The organism is Streptomyces sp. NPDC058052 (assembly GCF_042885515.1).
GTDB lineage: Bacteria > Actinomycetota > Actinomycetes > Streptomycetales > Streptomycetaceae > Streptomyces.
The window spans coordinates 175183-195887 of sequence record NZ_JBHVRX010000014.1; the positions used below are offsets into that span (position 1 = coordinate 175183).

Annotated in this window: 22 protein-coding genes and 1 pseudogene; 10 read left to right on the plus strand and 13 right to left on the minus strand. The window is 75.5% G+C overall.

Annotation, left to right across the window (positions count from 1 at the left end; genetic code table 11):
* Nucleotides 1-61: 61 nt before the first annotated feature.
* The gene (locus ACFVU3_RS20930) at nucleotides 62-700 is read right to left on the minus strand and encodes an RNA polymerase sigma factor (RefSeq protein ID WP_390068149.1); all 639 of its coding nucleotides are present in this window, start codon (nucleotides 698-700) and stop codon (nucleotides 62-64) included.
* Between the two features lie 100 nt (nucleotides 701-800).
* Nucleotides 801-1181 (minus strand): winged helix-turn-helix transcriptional regulator, encoded by a 381-nt coding sequence (locus ACFVU3_RS20935; protein ID WP_390068151.1) that lies wholly within the window; start codon nucleotides 1179-1181, stop codon nucleotides 801-803.
* Between the two features lie 74 nt (nucleotides 1182-1255).
* On the opposite strand from ACFVU3_RS20935, the gene ACFVU3_RS20940 reads away from it, so the two are divergent.
* From ACFVU3_RS20940 to ACFVU3_RS20955, 4 genes are all read left to right on the plus strand, one after another.
* On the plus strand, nucleotides 1256-1942 hold the full coding sequence (locus ACFVU3_RS20940; protein ID WP_390068153.1) for an NADPH-dependent F420 reductase: 687 nt from the start codon (nucleotides 1256-1258) through the stop codon (nucleotides 1940-1942).
* A gap of 128 nt (nucleotides 1943-2070) precedes the next feature.
* Nucleotides 2071-2610, plus strand: coding sequence for an ArsR/SmtB family transcription factor (locus ACFVU3_RS20945; protein ID WP_390068155.1), 540 nt, complete (start codon nucleotides 2071-2073; stop codon nucleotides 2608-2610).
* Nucleotides 2607-3866 carry an MFS transporter gene (locus ACFVU3_RS20950; protein WP_390068157.1) on the plus strand — a complete coding sequence of 420 codons (1260 nt, stop codon included), beginning with the start codon at nucleotides 2607-2609 and terminating at the stop codon, nucleotides 3864-3866. The genes ACFVU3_RS20945 and ACFVU3_RS20950 overlap by 4 nt, the downstream gene beginning before the upstream one ends.
* 96 nt (nucleotides 3867-3962) lie before the next feature.
* Nucleotides 3963-4727, plus strand: coding sequence for a dienelactone hydrolase family protein (locus tag ACFVU3_RS20955; RefSeq protein ID WP_390068159.1), 765 nt, complete (start codon nucleotides 3963-3965; stop codon nucleotides 4725-4727).
* A gap of 65 nt (nucleotides 4728-4792) precedes the next feature.
* Here the strand turns inward: ACFVU3_RS20955 and ACFVU3_RS20960 are convergent, their stop codons facing one another.
* Together ACFVU3_RS20960 and ACFVU3_RS20965 are read right to left on the minus strand one after the other, a co-directional pair.
* Nucleotides 4793-5308: a hypothetical protein gene (locus tag ACFVU3_RS20960; RefSeq protein ID WP_390068161.1), complete on the minus strand. Its 516-nt coding sequence runs from the start codon at nucleotides 5306-5308 to the stop codon at nucleotides 4793-4795.
* Entirely contained in the window at nucleotides 5305-5817 is a 513-nt protein-coding gene (locus tag ACFVU3_RS20965; RefSeq protein WP_390068162.1) for a hypothetical protein, read from the minus strand. The genes ACFVU3_RS20960 and ACFVU3_RS20965 overlap by 4 nt, the downstream gene beginning before the upstream one ends.
* Nucleotides 5818-5856: 39 nt before the next feature.
* On the opposite strand from ACFVU3_RS20965, the gene ACFVU3_RS20970 reads away from it, so the two are divergent.
* The 3 genes and pseudogenes from ACFVU3_RS20970 to ACFVU3_RS20980 form a co-directional block, all read left to right on the plus strand.
* On the plus strand, nucleotides 5857-6807 hold the full coding sequence (locus tag ACFVU3_RS20970; protein WP_390068164.1) for a helix-turn-helix transcriptional regulator: 951 nt from the start codon (nucleotides 5857-5859) through the stop codon (nucleotides 6805-6807).
* Between the two features lie 93 nt (nucleotides 6808-6900).
* Nucleotides 6901-7392, plus strand: a complete 492-nt coding sequence (locus ACFVU3_RS20975) for a cytidine deaminase (RefSeq protein ID WP_390068165.1) — start codon at nucleotides 6901-6903, stop codon at nucleotides 7390-7392.
* 135 nt (nucleotides 7393-7527) lie between these two features.
* A pseudogene (locus tag ACFVU3_RS20980) lies at nucleotides 7528-7953 on the plus strand (GNAT family N-acetyltransferase); the annotation flags it as partial.
* Between the two features lie 82 nt (nucleotides 7954-8035).
* On the opposite strand, the gene ACFVU3_RS20985 reads toward ACFVU3_RS20980, so the two are convergent.
* The 9 genes from ACFVU3_RS20985 to ACFVU3_RS21025 form a co-directional block, all read right to left on the minus strand.
* Nucleotides 8036-8890: an ABC transporter permease gene (locus ACFVU3_RS20985; protein ID WP_390068167.1), complete on the minus strand. Its 855-nt coding sequence runs from the start codon at nucleotides 8888-8890 to the stop codon at nucleotides 8036-8038.
* Nucleotides 8887-9933 carry an ATP-binding cassette domain-containing protein gene (locus tag ACFVU3_RS20990; RefSeq protein WP_390068169.1) on the minus strand — a complete coding sequence of 349 codons (1047 nt, stop codon included), beginning with the start codon at nucleotides 9931-9933 and terminating at the stop codon, nucleotides 8887-8889. Before ACFVU3_RS20990 ends, ACFVU3_RS20985 begins: the two co-directional genes overlap by 4 nt.
* A gap of 252 nt (nucleotides 9934-10185) precedes the next feature.
* Nucleotides 10186-10341, minus strand: a complete 156-nt coding sequence (locus ACFVU3_RS20995; protein ID WP_189849959.1) for a VenA family class IV lanthipeptide — start codon at nucleotides 10339-10341, stop codon at nucleotides 10186-10188.
* Nucleotides 10342-10384: 43 nt separating this feature from the next.
* On the minus strand, nucleotides 10385-13054 hold the full coding sequence (gene lanL, locus ACFVU3_RS21000; RefSeq protein ID WP_390068171.1) for a class IV lanthionine synthetase LanL: 2670 nt from the start codon (nucleotides 13052-13054) through the stop codon (nucleotides 10385-10387).
* A 211-nt stretch (nucleotides 13055-13265) separates the two neighbouring features.
* On the minus strand, nucleotides 13266-13721 hold the full coding sequence (locus ACFVU3_RS21005; RefSeq protein ID WP_390068173.1) for a hypothetical protein: 456 nt from the start codon (nucleotides 13719-13721) through the stop codon (nucleotides 13266-13268).
* On the minus strand, nucleotides 13718-14194 hold the full coding sequence (locus tag ACFVU3_RS21010; protein ID WP_390068175.1) for a DUF6301 family protein: 477 nt from the start codon (nucleotides 14192-14194) through the stop codon (nucleotides 13718-13720). Before ACFVU3_RS21010 ends, ACFVU3_RS21005 begins: the two co-directional genes overlap by 4 nt.
* Nucleotides 14195-14286: 92 nt before the next feature.
* Nucleotides 14287-14973 carry a hypothetical protein gene (locus ACFVU3_RS21015; protein WP_390068177.1) on the minus strand — a complete coding sequence of 229 codons (687 nt, stop codon included), beginning with the start codon at nucleotides 14971-14973 and terminating at the stop codon, nucleotides 14287-14289.
* Between the two features lie 92 nt (nucleotides 14974-15065).
* Entirely contained in the window at nucleotides 15066-15935 is an 870-nt protein-coding gene (locus ACFVU3_RS21020; RefSeq protein ID WP_390068179.1) for an SDR family NAD(P)-dependent oxidoreductase, read from the minus strand.
* Nucleotides 15932-17410, minus strand: a complete 1479-nt coding sequence (locus ACFVU3_RS21025) for a DHA2 family efflux MFS transporter permease subunit (protein WP_390068180.1) — start codon at nucleotides 17408-17410, stop codon at nucleotides 15932-15934. Before ACFVU3_RS21025 ends, ACFVU3_RS21020 begins: the two co-directional genes overlap by 4 nt.
* 207 nt (nucleotides 17411-17617) lie before the next feature.
* Here ACFVU3_RS21025 and ACFVU3_RS21030 point away from each other — a divergent pair, with 207 nt between their 5' ends.
* The 3 genes from ACFVU3_RS21030 to ACFVU3_RS21040 all read left to right on the plus strand — a co-directional run bounded on the left by ACFVU3_RS21030 (nucleotide 17618) and on the right by ACFVU3_RS21040 (nucleotide 20584).
* Entirely contained in the window at nucleotides 17618-18328 is a 711-nt protein-coding gene (locus tag ACFVU3_RS21030) for a TetR/AcrR family transcriptional regulator (protein WP_390068182.1), read from the plus strand.
* A gap of 176 nt (nucleotides 18329-18504) precedes the next feature.
* A complete protein-coding gene (locus tag ACFVU3_RS21035; protein ID WP_390068184.1) occupies nucleotides 18505-19188 on the plus strand; it encodes a response regulator transcription factor in 684 nt (227 codons plus the stop codon).
* Nucleotides 19189-19360: 172 nt separating this feature from the next.
* Nucleotides 19361-20584 (plus strand): cytochrome P450, encoded by a 1224-nt coding sequence (locus tag ACFVU3_RS21040; protein WP_390068186.1) that lies wholly within the window; start codon nucleotides 19361-19363, stop codon nucleotides 20582-20584.
* Nucleotides 20585-20705 lie beyond the last annotated feature (121 nt).

The following is a 20705-nucleotide window of genomic DNA, read 5'->3' on the forward strand; positions in this document are numbered from 1 at the left end:
TCCGCGATCCTCCGGCCGCCGTCCCCGCGGCCGTCGCCGTCCCCTCGCCCGGTACCCCTCATCACCCGTTCTCCCTTCCCCGCGTCAGGCGCGGTCCCGCCGGTCCCGCCAGGAGGCGTCCGGACGGCCGCCGCGGCTCCACGGCAGGGGCCTCGACCGCCAGTTCCTCGTCCACGAGCAGGCGCAGCCGCTGCCGGGCCCGGGAGAGCCGTGACCGCACCGTGCCGACGGGGACGCCGAGCGCCGCCGACGCCTCCGCGTAGCCCAGCTCCGACCAGACGACCAGCCCCAGCACCTCGCGGTCGCCCCGCTTCAGGCGCCGTACCGCCCTGGTCACCGCCGCCAGGCGCGCCGTGTCGTGGAGCTGTCGCACCACGCCGTCCGAGACGTCGGGCAGCGGCTCCGGCGGGGGGAGCCGGGCCATGGCGGCCCGGTGGCGGCGCGCGGCGCGGGCGGTGTTCCTCGACACGTTCGTGGCGACGCCCAGCAGCCAGGCCCGTACGTCGCCGACCTCGTCCCGCAGCTTCCCGCGCCGCTTCCACGCCTCCAGGAAGGTGAGCGACATGATGTCGTCGGCCGCCGCCCAGTCGCCCGTGAGCCGTACGGCGTAGGCGTGCACGGTCCGCGCGTGGGCGTCGAAGATCTCGGCGAAGGCGTCCCGGTCGCCTGCCCGGAGCCGGTCGTTCAGTTCCCTGTCCACACCCACAAGTGTCCGGAGCGGGCGACCGGTTCCCTTTTCCGGAGCGCCTGTTCGCCGACGGGGCGCGCCCTCGGTCCGCGGGGCTCACGGTCGTGTCGCGTCACGAGGCGGGGAGACGGTCCTCCCCGGCGGATCCGAGCGCGGCGTCCTGGGCGGCCATGACCGCGTCGCCGTGCTCGTGCGCCCAGGCGCCGAAGGCGTCGATCGGCGCCAGCAACGTCCGCCCCAGGCCGGTGAGTCCGTACTCGACGCGGGGCGGCGAACCTGGGTGGGGACAGCGGTCGACCAGTCCGTTGAACTGGAGCCGCCGCAGTGTCTCGGTGAGGACCTTGGGGCTGATGCCGCCGATCCGCTCCCGCAGTTCCACCGGACGCAGGGGCCCGTCGCGCAGCGCCCAGAGCACCACGGCGTTCCAGGTCTGGGAGAGGAGGTCGAAGGCGAGACGGGCGCGGCAGTCGGCGAGGAACGGGTCGGTGGTCACGCACCACATGGTGCCTGAGCCCCTCTCTAGCGTCTTCAGGAAGAGCGGAGCAAGGCGACGAGAGGCGGCACGGCATGAGGATCGGCGTTCTGGGAACGGGCGGCATGGCCGACGCGCTCGCCACCCACTGGGTGCGGGCCGGACACCACGTCACGATCGGCGGGCGGGACACGGACAAGGCGCGGGGGCTGGCCCGGCGCCTCGGCTCCGGCGCGGAGTCCGGCGGTCTCCGCGCGGCGGCCGCGTCCGGCGAAGTGGTGCTCGCCGCGCTGCCGTTCGGCGCGGGGGAGGACGTCGTCCGCGGCGTGCGGGCGGAGCTGGAGGGCAAGGCGCTCCTCGACTGCTCCAACCCGGTCGGCGCGGGCTTCCGCCTGCTGACCGGGGGCGGGCCGTCGGCGGCGCGGCGGCTGGCGCTGGCGGCGCCCGGAGCGCACGTGGTGAAGGCGTTCAACCTGTGCCACGAGGACGTGTGGCGCATGCGGCCGCCCGTCTTCGACGGCAGGCCCCTGGCCGTGCCGGTCTGCGGCGACGACGAGACCGCCCTCGGTCTCGTCCGGACGCTGGTGCGGGACGCGGGCTGCGACCCCGTGGCCGGCGGCGGCCTCGACCGGGCGGGGCTGCTGGAGGCGACGGCCGCGCTCTACATCGGTCTGTGGGTCGGCGAGGGGGCGGACGCGCAGGCGATCGCGCCGCCTCTGGCGTACGCGACCGGTCCGGCCGGCCGGCGGTCCGGGCGGCCGGCGGTCCGGGGCGACGGGTAGTCCGGGGCAACCGGCGGTCCGGGGCAACCGGCGGTCCGGGGCGGCCGGCAGGCCCGGGCGGGTGTTCCGCGCACGTGTCCGGGCGAAACCCCTTGCGCAATGGTCAAGAAGTGTTGACCATTAGACCCATGCCTGACGATGATCTTCCCGAGACGTTCCACGTCACCACCGACGAGCAACTGCGCGCCGTCTCCAGCCTCACCCGCCACCGGATCATGGCCGTGCTCCGCTTCGAGCCCGCGACGATCACGCAGATCGCCGAGCGGGTGGGCCTCGCGAAAGGGAGCTCCAGCTACCACGTACGGACGCTCGAACGGGCCGGCCTGGTGAAGGTGGTGCGCACCCGGAAGGTCCGGGGCGTCACCGAGCGGTACTACGCCATGGCCGCGAGGACGATCGAGCTGCCGGATCCGGGCGAAGGGGGCCCCGACCTGCTGATGCGGCACGCGGTGGCGGACCTGGAGGCGGCTCCGTCGGACGGCGGGCGGCACGTGAGGATGGCACATCTGCGCCTCACCGACGCGCAGTTCGCGGAACTGGGGGCGCGGTTGGAGGCGCTGGCGCACGAGTACCGGGAGCTGTCCGACCCGTCGCTGCCGGACGCGTCGTTCGTCTTCGCGCTGTTCCACCCGGCTTCGCGTACGCGGGGCGAGGGGGAGGCCGGATGACGACGGACGTCAGGAAGCTGCCGACCGGGTTCGGACGGCTGTGGGCCGCGCAGACGGTGTCCTCGCTCGGTGACGGGGTGTCACATGCCGCGCTGCCGCTGATCGCGCTGGCGTCGACGCGGGACCCGATGGCCCTCGCCGTCGTCACGGCCGCCGGGACGCTGCCGTGGCTGCTCTTCGGGGTGCTCGGCGGCGCGCTGGTGGACCGCTGGGACCGACGGCGCACCATGTGGGTCGCGGACGCGGTGCGTGCGGCGCTGCTCGCGATACCGGCGGCGGCGGCCGTGCTCGACCTGCTGAGCATCCCCCTGCTCGCGGCCGTCGCCTTCCTCCTCGGCCTCGGCGGGCTCTTCTTCGACACGGCCGCCACGGCCTACCTGCCGGACCTGCTCGGCCGCGACCCCGCGCTCCTGGAGCGCGCCAACGCCCGCCTGCGCGGCACCCAGACCGCCGCGTCCGGCTTCGCCGGGCCGCCCGCGGGCAGCGCCCTGCTCGCGCTCGGGCGGGCGGTTCCGCTGCTCGCCGACGCGGTCTCGTTCGCGGTCTCCGCCCTGCTCGTGCGGTCGCTGCCCGCCGTGCCCCGGCCCGCCCCCGAGGCCCGTGAGTCGCTGCTGCGACAGGCGCGGACCGGCGCCTCGTACGTGTTCCGCGACCGGCTGCTGCTCGGGCTCGCCCTGCGTCCGGCGGTCGGGAACATCGCCTTCCTCGCCGTCGAGACCGTCCTCGCCCTCTTCGCGCACGAACGACTCGGCATCGGCGCCCTCGGCTTCGGCCTGCTCCTCACCGCGGAGGCCACCGGCGGTCTGCTCGGCGCGGGCCTCGCCTCGTTCCTCGGCCGGCGACTCGGCACCGGCACCGCGCTCACCTGCACGGCCGCGGTCGAGGGGCTCGCCGTCCTGGGCCTCGCCGCCGCCCCGAACGCGTACGTCGCCGGCCTCGCGCTCGCCGTCTGCGGTGCGGGCATGGGCGCCACGATGGTGCTCGCGCCCTCCCTCCGGCAGGCGATCGTCCCCGCCCACCTGATGGGCCGGGTCGCCTCCACCTCCCGCATGCTCGCCATGTGCGCCGCCCCGTCCGGCGCGCTCCTCGGCGGCTGGCTGGCCACCACCCACGACGTGCGCACCCCGCTCTACACCGCCGCCGGCCTCCTCCTCGCGATGACGGCCGTCACCGCGACCATGACCAGCGACCGCCGGATCGAGGCGGCCCTCCGCGCCGCCGCCGCACCGGCGCAAGCCCCGGCCCGCGCCCGCTGATCACGGCTCCGCCCGAGAACGGGCGGATGTCCGCGCCGTTCCGCCGGTGGCGGAACACCAGCCGCACCGGGCCCGGCGATCACTACGGTCCTTCTCATGACGACGACGACGCGTACGGTCGTGTATCCGGCCGACGGACTGACGATGACCGGGCACCTCGCGCTCCCGTCCGGTGTCGACCGCCGGCCCGCGGTGCTGCTCGGACCGGAGGGCACGGGGCTCAGCGACGTCGAGCGCCGCCGGGCCGACGCGCTCGCCGAACTGGGTTACGTGGCACTGGCCTTCGACCTTCACGGCGGGCGTTATCTGGGCGACCCCGAGGAGATGCTGGCCCGGTGCCTGCCGCTGCTCGCCGACCCGGACCGGATGCGCGGCATCGGCCATGCGGCGCTCGACGTGTTGCGCGCCGAACCGCGGACCGACCCCGACCGGATCGCCGCCGTCGGCTACGGCACCGGGGGCGCCATCGGGCTGGAACTCGGGCGAGACGGCGTCGGCCTGCGCGCGATCGGGACGGTCAACGCCCTGACCACGGGCCGCCCGGGCGAGTCGGGGCGCATCCGCTGTCCGGTGTGGGCCGGGGTCGGGTCGGAGGACCCGATCATGACGCCCGCGCAACGGGACGCGTTCACCGCCGAGATGCGGGCCGCGGGCGTCGACTGGCGCCTCACGGTCTACGGCGGCGCCCTGCACGCCTTCCACCACCCGCCGGTCGACCACCCCACGGTACCCGGCGTCGGCCACCACCCACGGCACGCGGAGCGGGCCTGGCGCGATGTCGTCGACCTGCTCGCCGAGTGCCTTCCCGTGACGGAGGATCCGGAGCACGGCCCCGGTGGGCACGGCGGCGCGGGGAGCTGACCGTCCCGAGGACGGCGTTCCCCCGGTGCCGCCGGCCCGCTCCCGCCACCGGGCCGGGGCGCGGGTCACTCCCCTGTGGTGACCCGTGCCCCGGCCGAGAAGCCGTCCGGCGCCTTCCGGGCCGTCGCCCGGCGGAAGTCCATGACCCAGTTCACCACCCACTCCTCCGTGCCGGCGGGGGCGAACGCCTGCTCCCAGCGGGCCGTGTCCCCGGTGATGTCCGACCAGCGGAACCGTACGCGGACCGGCCGGTCGCCGTAGTGGTCGTCGCCGTGGAACTCGCCCGTGCCGTCCGCCGCGAACCGCCCGCGGACCGGGGGTTCGAGGCAGCCGGTCCGGGTGCTGGACCAGTGGAGCGTCCACTCGCCCGTCTCCGGTTCGTACAGCCGCAGGGTCAGACCGCTGAACCCCCTCGACGGGAAGGAGATCTCGTCCACGTGGGCGCGGCCGTCCCAGAAGAGGCGGCCGGAGGTGTGCCCCTCGAACTCCTCCCAGCCCGAGTCGGGGTCCAGGAAGTCGGAGAGGCGGCGGTTGTGGACGGTCCACTCGCCGACGAGGAAGCCGAAACCGTGGGAGGTCACGCCGGGAGCCCCGCGTCCGTGCCCGTCGCCGTCGTGCCGGTGCGCAGTCGGTCCGCCAGGTAGCCCGGCAGGTCGGGGACGTCCGGGGCGAGCACGTGCCGGATCCAGGCGGTGCGTTCGTGGTCGAGCGGGGCAAGCTCCCAGACGCAGCCGATCCAGGAGCGGTCGCGCGCGGTGCCGGTGAGACGGACGAAACGGGTGGGGTCCGTGTCGGGGCAGTCGAGCGCGGGCTGACCGGCGGCGGCGCCGGCGAAGTGGAGCACGTTGTCCCACGCCCAGCTGTAGACGTTGAGGTACGCCCCCGTGTCGCCGCCCCGGTGGAGGACGACGAAGCTCGCGGCGGGCGTGCCGTCCGGCTCCGGCAGCAGCTCCGGGAGCAGGGCGTAGGCCGCCTTCTCCACCTCCGGCTCGATGCCGGCCGGGTCGGACGTGACGTGATAGCGCTTGATGTGCCGGCCGCCGATCTCGACGGGCTCCGGCACGAAGAGGTTCTTCTCCGCGAAAGCCATGGCTGGACTGTAGGAGGACTTCACTGACACGGTGTGTCAGTGAAGTCCAGCCGTCTTCTGTCGATCCTGCTCCTCCTGGAGAGCCGCGGGCGGATGACCGCCGCCGAGCTCGCCGAGGAGCTGGAGGTCTCCGTCCGCACCGTCTACCGGGACGCCGAGGCGCTGCACGCCGCCGGGGTTCCGCTGTACGGGGACGCGGGCCACCGCGGCGGCTACCAGCTGCTGGCCGGCAGCCGCTCCCGGCTCACCGGGCTGTACGCGCGCGAGGCGGAGGCGCTCGTCCTCGCCGGGCTGCCCGTCGCCGCCGACGAACTCGGGCTCGGCGGCCACTTCGCCGACGCCCAGCTGAAGCTGCGTGCCGCCCTGCCCGCCCCGCTGCGCGAGCACGTCGACCGGCTCCGCACCCGCTTCCACATCGACGCGCCCGGCTGGTACGCGGAGTCCACCGAGGCCCCGTTCCTGCCCGAGGTCGCCGAGGCGGTGCGCGCCGGGCGGGTGCTCGCCGTCCGCTACCGGCGCTGGAAGGAACCGACCGACGTCGACCGCCGGCTCGCCCCGTACGGACTGGTGCTCAAGGCGGGCCGCTGGTACCTGGTCGCGGGGCCCGGCCCGCGCACGTACCGGGTCGACCAGATCATCTCCCTCACCGTCACCGACGAGGAGGCGCCCGTCCCGGCCGGCTTCGACCTCGCCGCGCACTGGCGGGCGACCCAGAGGGACTTCCATGCCCGTCTCCACCAGGGCGAGGCCGTCGTCCGGCTCTCGCCGGCCGGTGCCGCACGCCTCACCGGCGCCGCCGCGCGCGCCCTCGCCGAGAACGGCGTGACCGAACCCGACGGCTGGACCCGTGCCACCCTCCCCGTCGAGACCCCCGACCACGCCCACGCCACCTTCCTCGCCCTCGGCGCCGAGGTGGAGGTCCTCGCCCCGGAGGACCTGCGGGCCCGGGTCGCCGCCACCGTCCGCACCCTGGCGGAGCGGTACGCCTGACGCGGGCCGCTCCCGGCCGGAACCCGCTTGCGCGACCCCGGCGCCCCGGGTCAAGGTCGGCGGACACCAGCGCCCCCCACGGAAGCGGAGCCGATGTCCACGCAGTCGCCCCACCCCGAGACCCCCGAGCGCGCCGGGGACCCGACCCCCGACGCCGCGGGCCCCCTGGCCGGCCTCGGCGCCCTCGACCCCCTCGACGCCGAACTGGTCTGGGCCGCGGCGCACGTCGCCCGCACACGCTGCCGGGGCGACGACCACACCATGGCGGCGGCCGGGCGTTCCCGGGACGGGCGGATCGTCACCGCCGTGAACGCCTACCACTTCACCGGGGGCCCCTGCGCCGAGCTGGTCCTCATCGGGACGGCGGCCGCCCAGGGCGTGTACGAGCTGGACACGGTCGTCGCCGTGGGAGACCGCGAGCGAGGCGTCGTCCCCCCGTGCGGCCGGTGCCGCCAGGTGCTGCTCGACTACTTCCCCGGCCTCCGGATCGTCGTGGGCGGAGGCGACCGCCTCCGCTCCGTGCCCGTCGCCGCGCTCCTCCCCGAGAGCTACGTCTGGGCCGACCACCAGCTCCCCTCCGCATGACGGACGCGGGGCGGCCCGAAGGGCCCGTCCCGGTCCGTGGGATGCCCGGCGCACGGGTCTGGACCTCGTGGATCCTTCGACTCCGGGCCACCGGCCCGGAGTCGGGGAACGGTGTCTGCCGCGGGAGGTCGGCCGATGGGGTTCGCGCTGGAAGCACCGGTGCTGGAGGGGACGAGGGTGCGGCTGGAACCGCTGGGGCACCGGCACGCCGCGGACCTGGCCGTCGCGGCGGAGGAGGACCGGAGCGCGTACGGGTTCACCTGGCTCGCCGCCTCGGCGCAGGGGACGGGAAGGAACACCGAGGCGAAGTGCCTGTTGTTCCGGCACGCGTTCGAGCACGGGGGCGTCGCCCGGGTCGACCTGAGGACGGACGCCCGGAACGCCCGTTCCCGGGCGGCGATCGAAGCCGTCGGAGCCCGGTGCGAAGGCGTGCTGCGCAACTGGTCCCGGTCGTGGGCGCCGGGCGAGGACGGACGGCTGCGCGACTCCGCGATCTTCTCGGTCACCGCGGAGGAATGGCCGGAGTGCCGTGCCCGGCTGGAGGAGCGCATCGGGCGCGGCGCCCGGCGGACGGCTCAGGACGGCGCCCCGGCCCGCGCCTGGCCCCCGGGGGGACGGAGGGGCCGCCGCGGGATGCGTGCGGCTACTCCGGGCGGCCGAAGCGGTGGGCCGCCCACATCAGGGCCAGCGCGCCCGTCGCGAGCAGGAGGCCCGCTTCGAGCGGCAGGGGGGGCTGCCGGCCGGCCCACTCGACACCGCCGGCGGCCTGCTGCCCCGGGACCCGCAGGGCGACCGAGCGGCGCAGCACGTCCACGCCGTACGCGAGCGGGTTGGCGGCGGCCAGGGTCTGGGCCCAGCCGGGCAGGTTCGACAGGGGGAAGAAGCCGCCGGAGAGGAAGAGCAGCGGCATCATCACCAGGCCCAGCAGCGTGTGGAACGTCTCCGGGCCGCGCAGGCCCACGGCCAGCGCCAGGGACAGCGCGGTGAGGGCGAAGGAGGCGAGGACCATGCCCCCGAGGAGCAGCACCAGGAGCACCGGGTCGTAGGGGAGGCCGACCGCGCCCGCCAGACCGAGGAGGACGGCGCCCTGCACCGTCGCCACCAGCGTGCCGCCGGCACAGCTGCCCAGCAGGAGCGTGGTGCGGCCGACGGGCGCCATCAGGAGCTCGCGCAGGTAGCCGCTCTGGCGGTCGGTGATCAGGCGGATGCCGACCATGATGGCCGGCGTCTGCACGGTCATCATCAGCATCCCGGGGAAGAGGTACGTCCGGTAGCCGACCCCCAGCGATCCGGCCGGGATGAGGGCCGCCAGACCGCCGCCCAGGATGAAGAGGTAGAGCACCGGGTGGAGCAGCATCAGGGCGGTGGGGACGCGCTGGCGGGCGAGGCGCAGCAGATCGCGGTGGACCAGGGCGTGGACCGCGCGCAGTTCGCGCCGCAGACGGCCCGCCCGGTCCGTGCCGATGTCGCCCGGTGCCGGCAGGGTGAGCGTCGTCATCGTCCGCCTCCCGTCGCCGTCGGACCGGCCATGCTGCGGCCGGTGTGGTGGAAGAAGACGTCGTCGAGGGTGGGCGGGGTCGCGGAGGCGGCGTGCACGGCGATGCCGTGGACCTCCAGCGCCGCGCACAGGCGGGGGATCCAGGTGCTGCCCTCGGGCACCCGCAGCCAGATCCCGTCCGCGTCCACGTGGACGGTCCGCTCCGGAGGGACGAGCAGTCCGGCGATCCGGCGGGCCTCCCCGTCGTCGCTCGTGCGCAGCACCACCCGGTCGTCGCCGATCGCCGCCTTCACCTCGTGCGGCGTGCCCTGTGCCACCAGGCGGCCCCGGTCGATGATCGCGAGGCGGTCGCAGTGCTCCGCCTCCTCCAGGTAGTGGGTGGTGACGAACAGGGTGCTGCCCTGCCGGTCGCGCAGCGCCCGCAGGTGCTCCCAGATCCGGGCCCGCGCGTGCGGGTCGAGGCCGGTGGTCGGCTCGTCCAGGAACAGCACGCCGGGGGAGTGCAGCAGCTGGCGGGCGATCTCCAGTCTCCGCCGCATGCCGCCCGACAGGGTGCGGACGGGGGACCGCCGCCGGTCGGCCAGATCGGCGAGGTCGAGCACCTCGGCCGTGCGCCGGCGGACGTCCGCGCGGCGGAGCCCGTACAGGCGGGCGTGGACGCGGAGGTTCTGCTCGGCCGTCAGGTCCGGGTCGAGGGCGCTGTGCTGGAAGAGGAGGCCGACGCGGCGCCGTACCCGCTCGGGTTCGGTCAGGACGTTGGCGCCGGCCACGGTGGCGCGGCCGGAGGTCGGGCGGGCGAGGGCGCACAGCACGGCGATCGTGGTGGACTTCCCGGCTCCGTTCGGACCGAGGAAGGCGAAGGTCTCGCCCCGGCGCACGTCCAGGTCCAGGCCCCGCACCGCGTGGGTGGTGGTGCCGTCCGGGCCGCGGTAGCTCTTGACCAGCCCGCGCGTGCTGATGGCGTGTACGGGGTCGAGGGGGCCGGACCCCGGCTCCGGGGCGGCCGTGCGGGCGGGCTCGTGGTCACGGGCGTGGAGCTGCATGGGTCCCGTCCTCGTCCAGGGGGTCGCGGTCGGTCGCCGGCCGGTGTGCGGGGAGGCGGCGGGAGCCGCGCCTCCGGCACACCGGCCGGGCGCCCCCCCCCCGCGGGGGGGGGGGGGGCGCCCCCCCCCCCCCGGGGGGGCCCCGCCCCCCCCCCCCCCCGCCCGGCCGCACCGCCCGGGCGGGCGGTGCGGGGCCTCACCCCGGCCGATGGCTGCCCCGGGACAGCCACCGGCCGGGGGAGGCGACAGGTGCTACGCGCAGCTGATGCCGATACAGACGGTGTTGAGGAGCGTCAGCAGACCGACGCACTCGCACGTCGCGGCGAAGGGCGCTCCGTCGACGCCGACCGGGTCGGTCTCCGGAAGGGCGTGCAGTCGGGCGAGCAGTTCGAGGTCCTGGTTCTCCATGGCATTCTCCTTCTCTGTGAGGCGGCGGCAGGTTTCCTGCCGCTCATACCGGCTGCTGGACCATCCAGTGCCGGGGCTCTGTGTGGTGGCGGACCCGCAGGAGGAACGCCAGGATTCCGGCGGACCCGTCGCTCCAGCCCGTCGAGACGTCCCCGTACTCGTTGGGGAAGACGACGTGACCGCCGCGGTGGGACCGTTCGGAGGCGAGGAGGCGGGCCAGGCCCTCGGCGCTCGCGCGGTGGGCGGCGTCGCCCGTCGCCTCGGCCAGGTCGAGGAGCAGGTCGCCGTTGCCCGCCAGTCCGTGGCACTGGGTGAGCGCGGCGCGCGAGGCCCGTTCCACGACGGCCTTGGCCGAGCGGCGGGCGAGGTCGCCGTACCGGTCGTCGCCGGTCGCCCGCCACAGCCGCACCAGGAACGAGCCGATGCCGGCCGAGCCGTGGCACCAGTACGGGGCGGTCGGGACGTCCCCGGCCTGGGCGGGCCACTGCGCCGCGCCGTCCACGTCCACGGCGTGGGCGACCAGGTGCTCGCCCGCCGCGACGGCCAGCTCCAGGTCCTCCGCACGGCCGGTGACGGACGCTGCGGCGAGGAGGAAGCAGCCGATGCCGGACGTGCCGTGGGCGAAGCCGAGGTACCGCTTGCCCGCTTCCTCCGCGACGGCCTCCGCCGGGACCGGCCAGCTCGCCCCCGGCCCGTCGCGGCGGGCGGCGGCGGCCAGCCGGCGGGCCGCGTCGGCGACCACCTCGGCCAGGCGCGGGTCGCCGGTGCGCCGCCAGAGGTGGACGGCGGCGAGTCCGCCGCCCGCCGTGCCGTGGGTGATGTCGTGGCTGGGCGTCGGCTCCTGCGGGGCCAGTGCCAGGGTCAGCGCGTGGTCGGTCAGGGGCAGGTCGCCGAGGGCGCGTCCGGCGTCGTACAGCGCCCAGGCGGTGCCCCGGGCGCCGAAGTGGAGGCCGGGGCGGGCGGCACCGGGGTCGGTGCGGTCGGCGATCCAGCGGCCCGCCGTGGACAGCACCGCCGGCAGCCGGGGATCGGAGGTCAGCTCGAAGTACCGCGTCAGCACGGCCAGGACGCCGGCCGCGCCCTGCTGCACGGTGCAGGGGTCGGTCTCGCCGGCCCGGGTGGAGACGGGCCACAGCCGGTCGGCGTCGGGCGTCATCGTGTCCACGAGGTGCCGCACGATCCCGGCCACCGCGGCGCCGGTCTCGTCGGAGGGTCCGGCGTGCCGGGCCGGGCGGGCGGGCGGTGCCGTGCGGGCGGCCTCCAGGGCCGTGCGGGCCGCGGCCGGGTCCCACCGCTCGGCGGGGTCGTCCCGCATCAGTCCGAGGATCGACTCCCGCATGCCGTCCGGGAGCCGTACGGAGGCGGTGCAGGCGGTCAGCCAGGCGGCGAGCCGCTGCTCCGCCGGCCGGTCCGCAGGTTCCTCGTCCAGCAGGTTCGGCACCTTGCCCGTGAGGACGAAGCACACGGTGGCGCCGAGGCTGTAGGCGTCGGCGGTCGGGGAGACGGGCGCGTCCACCAGCCGTTCGGGGGCGCTGAACCCGGGCGTCCCCACCCGGGTCGGGAGCGGGGCGTCCTCCTCCAGGACGGCGAGTTCCAGGTCGATGAGGCGGAGTTCGCCGTCCGGGCGGACCATCACGTTGCCGGGGGTGAAGTCCCGCAGCACGCAGCCCCGGGCGTGGGCGGCCGCCACCAGGTCGACCAGACGGGAGACCTGCGCCGTCGCCTCGGCGAGGTACCGCGCGCCGCCGACGTCGCGGAAGCGCTCGGCGACCCAGGTCCGCAGCGGGACGCCCGGCACCTCCTCCTGGGCCAGGAACAGGTGCCCGCCGTGCTCGAACAGCGCGAGCGGCTCCGGCGCGAGCCCGCTGCCCCTCAGCTTCTCCAGCGCCCGGGCCTCGGCGCGCAGCCAGTCGCGGACGTCGAAGCCGGAGGCGTCGGCTTCCACGTGCGGCCGGGTCTCCTTGATGACCACCGGGGCGCCGGTGCGGACGTCGCTGCCCCGGTAGACCCCGCCCTTGTTGGTGTGCCGGATCGCCTCCCGCACCGAGAACCGGCCGCCGAGCAGCACCGGACGGCTCTCCGCACCCGCCGCACGCGCCGCACGCGGCGTGCCGGCGACGGGGGCGGGGAACGGACTGACCGCCCACTCCGGCGGGGTGTACGCGCCCGTCCGCCGGTCCTCCACGGGGTTGCCGTCGGGGTCCTCGAAGTACCAGACCAGCAGTCCGTCGCCGGACAGCCGGCGCCGGCCGACGAAGGCGCCGTACCGGTAGTGCACGAGGCTGTCCACGGCGTACTGCTGGTCGGACAGGATCCGCGGCCCGGCGAGCCCCGTCGTCGCCCGGTGCAGCTCCGCGGCGAGCCGCGCGGCGTCGGCGTCCGAGCGCGGGTACACGGTGACGAACTTCCCGGAGCTCCCGCGAGGCGTCGCCCGGGAGTTGAGGGCGCTCACCCGCTCCAGCGACCGGGCGAACTTGAACCCCGACTCGTCCCGCAGCAGCACCTCCAGGGCCTGCGCGAGGACCTCGGGCGCGGACCCGGCCGTCGCCGACAGGTGCAGCTTCCAGCCCTGGGCGCGCGGCTTTCCCGCGCGTGGTGCCACCCGGCACCACATGTCGTCCGACTCGGTCGTCCAGCGCTCGCCCGTACCCGTGGCGTGCAGCGCTCGATGGAGGAGGTCTTCCAGTACGGCTTCGGTGGCGTGGCTCGTCATGCCCATCCCTCTCAACGGCGAGAACCGCTGGCGGGAACGTGCCCGGCGCACGTGCCGACCCCACATCCCCACCCCCGGATTCACCGGTTACGGCGAGCGCACGGCGAAGTTGTCCCACCGGGAGGCGCGCCCGGCGCGGAAAGGCGCACAGCGGCTCGCTCGGGGGCGGCAACGGCCGTGCGGGGCGGGGGACCGGCGGACCGGGGTGGTGTCAGTCCTCCCGGCGGAGGCCCAGCAGCGGCAGGTCGAGGGGCCTGTTGCCGTCGTTCCCGTCCCAGGCGGTGTACGCCAGGGACTCCGGCCCCGGGATGCCGAAGGCCGCGTGCAGACCGGTCACCACCATCGACGCCAGCCGGCGGTAGCCGGCCGAGGGCGCCGGCCAGGGGAGGTCGCTCGACCAGTTGCCCGCGTTGGCGGGGTCCGGCCCGCTCCAGCCCGCCGCGGCGATCAGCCGGCCGCCCTCCCCGCCCGCCCGGGCGGCGCCTTCGAGGTGCCGGTCGCCGGAGAGTTCCGCGTGCAGCGCCTCGGGGTCCTGGCGGAACTGCGCGTACCGGGCCCCCCGCGCCTTCCCCGGCACCCCGGTCTCGGCGACGATGACGATCGCCCCGGCGGGCAGGCCGGCCAACTGCTCGGCCAGCCGCTCCGCGAACCCGTCCCAGCCGGTCACCGGCCCTCCTCCCGCGCCCCGATGTCGTCCTGGACGGCCAGCCAGGCCCGGGAGGCCAGCGTCAGCCGGACCGAACCGGCCACCCGGCTCAGCACGAAAGCCGTGTCCCGTCCCTCCCAGCGGACCTGGGCGTCGCTCCCCGGCCTGCGGTCGGTGGGATCGCCGAGCGGCCCCGAGAGCGCGGCGGCCAGCCGTGCGAACACGTCGGCGCGCGCCGCCCAGTCGCCGGGGACCTCCGCCACCCGGAGTCCCACGCTCTCGACCGTGCCGTGCCGGCCCAGCAGCTCGGCGCCGTCCGCCCACGGCCCGGCCCGCAGGACACCGCCCTCGGCCCGCACCACCAGCAGCCGGCGCCGGAAGAGCCCGCGCCGCGGCACCCCGTCCGTCGTCCAGGTCCACTCCAGGGCCCGCAGCCCCTCCGCCCGTGCGACGACCTCGGCGTCGCCCGCGGCGCGCCCCCCTGTGTCCGCCATACGTCTTCGGGGCCGAGGTCGTGGAGACCCGGCCCCCGCCCTCCCCGCGGTGATCCTCTGCGTCCGTCACCGAGGATCCTCGCACGGCGGCGTCACGGCCTCAGATACGTCCCCACGTGCCGGTACAGGGTGCCCGTGCCGCCGAACTCCTTGAGCACCGGCTCCCAGACGGCCTCGATGTGGGCCACCGCCTGCTCCTCCGCGAGCCACTCGGAGAAGCTGAGGACCTTCCTGCCGTCGACGCTGATGTGGAGGTGCGCGGCGAGGGCGCCGGGGTAGGCGCGGCCGGAGCCCTCCGTGCGCTCCTCCGACGCCAGCAGCCCGTCGAGCCATTCCTCGGCCGCCGCCCGGTCCGCCGTGTCGAAGAAGGCGACGGGGAAGGAGGCGGGCAGGGCGGTCGGGTCGGCCGGGGCGGTGCCCAGGACCGCGCGGTAGTGGTGGAACGGCGTGGACGCCGGCGTGCCCGCACCGGGGAGGGCGGCGAGGCCGGGCGGCCAGGTGGCGTCCGGGCCGTCGCCGCCGCGGGCCTCGGCGAGCGCCCGCTCCGAGGTCCACTGGGTGTAGGCGAGGACGGTGGCGCCGGTGCTGTCGGCGAAGACGGTGAACGAGGCGAGGCCCTGCGGCCAGGTGCCGGGGTCGGCGCCGCCGGCCGCCACCGCCTCCGCCACGGCCCGCTGGCCGGCGGGCGCGTCGACGGGCCACGTGGTGACGAGGGCGACGGCGCTCTCCGGGCTGTCGAGGTCCGGTCGGGCGGTGGCGGGGGTCGGCGGGTGCGGCACGGGAGCCTCCTGGGCGCTGGACGGGAAAGGGGGATGGATCAAGTCTCCGCGCCCCGGCCGGGCGGCCCAAGGGCTGCCGTGTCAGGTCTTCGTCAGGTCTTCGAAAGGTCCGTCCCCGCGTCGTCCGTGCCGCGGCCCCCCTGGAGGAGACGGGCGGTGACCTCCTCCAGGCGATGGGCGGCGGCGCGGTCGAAGTCGCGGGTGTCGACCCGCAGCCGGTGGCCCTCGACGAAGGCGCTGAGGGGTTCGGCCGGCGGGTCGTCGAGGGCGGCGACGATCGGCGGGAGGGCCGCCGACACGGGCTTGGCGCCCCGCTGCATCGACCTGATGTGCCGGAGGGTCTCGGCGTCGTACTCGCCGGAGAAGCCGGTCGCGGTGACGCCGGGGTGGACGAGGACGTACCGGATGCCCGTGGTGGCGGCGTACCGCTCGGCGAAGGCGACGCCCAGGAGGTCGTTGAGCTTGCCGCCGTGGCCGAGCGCCGCGCCGCCGTGGTAGCCGTGCCGGAGCTGGAGGTCGTGCCAGCGCACCACGTCGAGGGGGGCGCCGGGACCGGCGACGTTGACGACGACGGGGCGATCGGCCTTGCCCAGCGCCGGGACCAGACCGTGCCCGAGGAGGTAGCGGCTGAGGTAGAAGAGGGCGAAGTTCTCCTCGTACCCCTCCGGAGTCTCGGTGCGCCGGTAGCGGTAGTGGCGGGCGCACAGGACCAGCGCGTCGACGACGGGAGTCCCGGCGGCGATCTCCTCGACGGCCGCGGTGGTGTCCGCGGTCAGCGCGAGGTCGGCGGTCACGAAGCGCGCCCGTCCGGCGGCGCCGCGGGCCCGGGCCCGCTCCAGGTACGCGCGGCCCTTGGCGGGGTCGCGGCCGATGACGAAGACGGTGTCGCCCCGGTCCAGGCCCCGCTCGGCGAGGGCCTTGCCGATACCGTCCGTTCCGCCGGCGATGACGAGGGTGCTCACTGCGGGTCTCCCTGGGTGGCGGCGGCGGGCGCCGGGTCCGGCGCGGCGGCGGGTTCCGCGGGCGGCTCCGCGCCCTCCTGGCGGGGTTCCGGGCGTCCGGGGAGCTGGGTCGCCGCGGCGAGGGTCACGGCGAGGGCGATCGCCACGGTCCAGGCGGCGGCGCGGAAGCCGCGTACGGCGTCGCCGTCCCCGACGGTCTGCACGACGAGGGCGACGGTCGCGATGCCGATCGAGGCGCCGAGCTGATTGAGCATGTAGAGGACCGAGCTGCCCTGCGGCACCAGCGCGGACGGCAGGGTCCGGTAGAGGGAGGCGATCGTCGGGGCGCCGACGGCACCGAGGCCGAGGCCGAGGGTGAAGGCGGCCAGGGCCGTGAGGACCTCGGGCGTCCCGGCGCCGGCGCGGGTGAACGCGATGGCGCTGAGCAGGGCGACCGCGCTGCCGCCCAGGGCGAGGGACCGCGATCCGAGCCGGTCGGACAGGCGGCCGGTGAGCGGCATGGAGAGGGCCGAGCCGACGCCGAGCGGGGCGAGCAGCAGCGCCGACGCGAACGCGCCGTGGCCGCGGGCCTGCTGGTAGTAGAGCGGCAGGGCGAACAGGGCGGAGAAGGTGGCGAGTCCGACCAGCGCGCCCACCGTGACGCTGGCGGAGAAGCTGCGGCGGGTGAAGAGGCGCAGGTCGATGAGGGGCGCCGTGGTCCGGGAGCCGAGGGCGTGCACCGCGTACCCGCCGAGCAGCAGCACGGCCGCGGCGAGCGGGACGAGGACCTGCCACACGGCGAAGGCGGCGCGCTCGGCGGCCTGCGAGAGGGCGAGGACGCCGGCGGCGACGCCGGGGCCGATGAGGGCGATGCCGGTGATGTCGAGGCGGGCCGCGGGGGTTCCGGTCCCGGGGGCGTCCTTCGGGACGGTCCGCAGGGCGAGGACCAGGGCGACGATCCCGATCGGGATGTTGACCAGGAACATCCAGCGCCAGGACAGGCCCTGGAGGATGATGCCGCCGACCACGGGCCCGAGCACCGGGCCGCTGGAGCCGACGACGCCCATCAGGCCCATGACGCGGCCGGCCCGCTCGGGGCCCGAGGCGCGGGCGAGCAGCGTGAGCATCAGCGGGTCGAGCAGCCCGGCGCCCAGGCCCTGGACGACCCGGAAGACGATGAGGCTCGGCGCGTCCCAGGCGAGACCGGAGCCGATCGAACCGGCGAGGAAGACGACGAGGCCGGTGAGCCAGAGGCGGCGGCCGCCGAACCGGTCCACCGCCCAGGTGGTGACGGGGATGGAGACGGTCAGGGCCAGCAGGTAGCTGGTGGAGACCCAGCTGACCGTGGCCAGCGAGGTGTCGAGGTCCCGGGCCAGGGTGTCGGCCGCGGCGGCGATCATCGAGCTGTCGAGGATCCCCATGATCCCGCCGAGCAGGATGACGCCGATCAGCCGCCGCAGGGCGGGATCCAGACGTCCGTCGGATGCGTGTGCCATGACTCTCTCTTCCGAAGGTCGAGCGATGGGCCGGTCGGGATCGGGCGCGAGCGGGCGGGCCGGACGGCCCGGGCGCGGCGGCGGCCCGTCCCAGCGAACTGCACTGGCTGGTGCACTTTATGGGGCTCGCCGGTACGACTGCAACCGCGCGGGCGCTGAAATGCACTGGCCGGTGCAGTAGTTGGGACGAGGCGGTACGATGACGCGGTGACCGGAACCAGTGCAGCGACGAAGGCGGCGAAGGCGACGACGCCGGCCCGGCGGGGGGCGTCCCGCGGCCGTATCGACAAGCGGGAGGCGATCCTCGGCGCCGCGTTCACGGTGTTCGCCCACCGTGGCTACGCCCGCGCGTGCATGGAGGAGATCGCCGAAGTGGCGGGCGTCGCCAAGCACACCGTCTACAACCACCTCGGCGACAAGGAGAACGTCTTCCGCAGCGCCCTGGAGGCCGCCGCCGACACCGTCATGGCCGAGAACCTCGCCGTCGTCGAGCGGCTGACCGCCGACGGCGACGGCAGCGGAAGCGAGACCCCCTTCGGGCCGGACGAGTTGCGCGCCACCCTGGACGGCGTCGTCCACCAGCTCCTCCTGCGATGTTGCGACGCGCGCTCGTGGTCGCTGCGCCGCCTCCTCTACGCCGAGGTCGCCCGGTTCCCCGAACTCCTGGAGGTCGTCTGGGGGCGCGGCGCGAACCGGCTCAAGCAGTCCCTCGCCGACCGGATCGCCCGCCTCTCCCTCGCCGGACACCTGCGCCCGTGCGACCCCGCCGAGGCGGCCGAACAACTCCTCGCGCTCCTGACCGGGCCGATGGAGGCCCGCTCGCGCCTGGGCACCCGCCAGGTTCCCGAGGCCGAGCTCCGCACCGTGGGCGGCGCCGCCGTCCGCACCTTCCTGGCGGCGTACGGCCCCATGGCCTGAACTCGCGGGTGCCGACCCGATTGTGAACGCGGGTGAACGCTCCTTTAAGGCGCGGCCCGCACTCCGCCACGGCAGCGGATCTGAGCAATCATCGGACAGATCACGGCAGTTGGAGGGCGTGACGGTACGGGACGTCCCCGGACGGCTCACCGCGCGGCCCCGGGCGAGGAGGTAGCGTGCGCGTCTTGGTCGTGGGGACCCCGGCGGACGGCTCCGGCTCACCGGCCGTCCGGCTGGAACGGCTCGGTCACGACGTCACCTGTGCCGCCACCGGAGCCGAGGCCCTCGCCCTGCACCAGGAGGCGGACCTCGTCCTGCTCGACCTGGACCTGCCGGACATCGACGGCCTGGAACTCTGCCGCCGCATCCGCGCCTTCAGTCAGGTCCCGCTGATCGCGTTCACCGACAGCGGCACCGAACTGGACCGCGTCCTCGGACTCTGGGCCGGCGCCGACGACTGCCTCGACAAGCCCTACGAATTCCGCGAACTGGTCGCCCGCATCGAAGCGGTCACCCGCCGCACCCGCCCCCGCGACCCCGTCAGAGAATCCCTCACCGTGGTCTCCATAGGAGCCCTCCGGGTCGACGCGGAATCACGCGAAGTACTCGTCCGGGGCCGGCTCGTCGACCTCACGCGCAAGGAATTCGACCTCCTCTACTACCTCGCGCAGAACTCCGGAAAAGTCGTCAGCAGACAGCAGCTGATGAAGGAGATATGGGGCGACCCGCGCGGCGAGGAGATCGGCGCCCGCGCCAGCCGCACCGTCGACACCCACGTCAGCTCCCTGCGCAGCAAACTCGGGGACAGCGCCTGGATACGCACCGTGCGCGGGGTCGGATTCCGGCTCGGCGCCGGATAGACCGACCCTGCGGCATCGCCCCTGAATTCCCTTCGTGGCGCTCCGACTTCCTCCCCCTCGCCTTGACGCCGAATTGTGAATAAGTGGTCGCTCCCCTGACGATCCACCCCGCCGGATCCGCCTAGAGTCACAAGGCCAGAGCCCGCCCGATTCAGCGACGGAGACGGTTTCCATGACGACCCCCGATTCCCTGGCGCAGGCACCCTCCTGCCCCTATCTCGCCTCCGCTTTCACCTCCGAACGCCTCGACCTCGACCCGGCGTACACCCGGCTGCGCGAGGAGGAACCCGTCAGCCGCGTCACCATGCCGCACGGCGGCGACGCCTGGCTGGTCACCCGCTACGACGACGTCCGCGCGGCACTCGCGGACCCGCGCCTCAGCCGCGCCGCCACCGTCGGCAAGGACGTGCCCCGCTCCAGCCCGCTCATCCAGCACCCCGAATCGCTGCTCAGCATGGACCCGCCGGAACACACCCGGCTGCGCCGCCTCGCCGCCAAGGCGTTCAGCGTGCGCCAGGTCGAGGCCGTGCGCCCCCGCGTGCAGGCCATCGTCGACGGCCTCGTCGACGAGCTGGAGCGGACCGGACACCCCGCCGACCTCGCGACCGGCCTCGCCTGGCCCATGGGCATCACGGTCATCTGCGAGACCTTCGGCGTCCCCGAGGAGGACCGGGCCGCCTTCCGGGCCTGGACCGACACGATGATGGCCCTCACCGTCGCCGACCCCACCGACATCCAGGCCGCGCGCGACGGACTCGACGCCTACCTCCGCGACCTGATAGCCCGCCGCATCGCCGCCCCCGGCGACGACCTGCTCAGCCGGCTGGTCACCGCGCGCGACGGACGGGACCGCCTCACCGAGGCCGAACTCGCCATCTTCGCCGTGGACCTGCTCACCGCGGGCCACGAGACCACCGCCAACCAGACCGGCAACTTCCTCTACACGCTGCTCTCGCGGCCCGCCCTCTGGGACAGCCTCGTCGAGGACCCGGACCTCGTGCCCGGCGCCGTCGAGGAACTCCTGCGCATCACCCCGCTCGCCACCAGCGTCGCCCCCTTCTCCCGGATCGCCGTCGAGGACGTCGAGATCGGCGGCGTGCTGATCCGCGCCGGAGACGCCGTCGTGGCCCAGAACGACTCGGCCAACCGGGACGGGACCGTCTTCGGCCGCCCCGAGGAGATCGACTTCACCCGCACCCCCAACCCGCACCTCGCCTTCGGCCACGGCGCCCACCACTGCCCGGCCGCCCCGCTCGCCCGCCTCGAACTCCGCACCGCCGTCGCCACACTGGTCCGCAGACTCCCCGGACTCCGCCTCGCCGTACCGGTGGACGAGGTCGTCTGGCAGAGCAACCGTGTCATGCGCGGCGTCAAGGAGCTGCCCGTCACGTGGTGACCGCACCACGACCGGCGGCCGGCGGGGGCCCCGGCCCCACGGTGGGGGGCCCGCCGGCGGGGGTCGGCCGGGGGGGGGCACCCGCCACGGCCGTGGGGGCACACGGCCCGCGGGGCCCGGG

Coding starts and splice junctions, on each gene's coding strand:
- ACFVU3_RS20940 (WP_390068153.1), top strand. CDS start 1,256: ATGAGGATCGGCGTTCTGGGAACGGGCGGCATGGCCGACGCGCTCGCC.
- ACFVU3_RS20945 (WP_390068155.1), top strand. CDS start 2,071: ATGCCTGACGATGATCTTCCCGAGACGTTCCACGTCACCACCGACGAG.
- ACFVU3_RS20950 (WP_390068157.1), top strand. CDS start 2,607: ATGACGACGGACGTCAGGAAGCTGCCGACCGGGTTCGGACGGCTGTGG.
- ACFVU3_RS20955 (WP_390068159.1), top strand. CDS start 3,963: ATGACGACGACGACGCGTACGGTCGTGTATCCGGCCGACGGACTGACG.
- ACFVU3_RS20965 (WP_390068162.1), bottom strand. CDS start 5,817: ATGGCTTTCGCGGAGAAGAACCTCTTCGTGCCGGAGCCCGTCGAGATC.
- ACFVU3_RS20975 (WP_390068165.1), top strand. CDS start 6,901: ATGTCCACGCAGTCGCCCCACCCCGAGACCCCCGAGCGCGCCGGGGAC.
- ACFVU3_RS20985 (WP_390068167.1), bottom strand. CDS start 8,890: ATGACGACGCTCACCCTGCCGGCACCGGGCGACATCGGCACGGACCGG.
- ACFVU3_RS20990 (WP_390068169.1), bottom strand. CDS start 9,933: ATGCAGCTCCACGCCCGTGACCACGAGCCCGCCCGCACGGCCGCCCCG.
- ACFVU3_RS20995 (WP_189849959.1), bottom strand. CDS start 10,341: ATGGAGAACCAGGACCTCGAACTGCTCGCCCGACTGCACGCCCTTCCG.
- lanL (WP_390068171.1), bottom strand. CDS start 13,054: ATGACGAGCCACGCCACCGAAGCCGTACTGGAAGACCTCCTCCATCGA.
- ACFVU3_RS21010 (WP_390068175.1), bottom strand. CDS start 14,194: ATGGCGGACACAGGGGGGCGCGCCGCGGGCGACGCCGAGGTCGTCGCA.
- ACFVU3_RS21025 (WP_390068180.1), bottom strand. CDS start 17,410: ATGGCACACGCATCCGACGGACGTCTGGATCCCGCCCTGCGGCGGCTG.
- ACFVU3_RS21040 (WP_390068186.1), top strand. CDS start 19,361: ATGACGACCCCCGATTCCCTGGCGCAGGCACCCTCCTGCCCCTATCTC.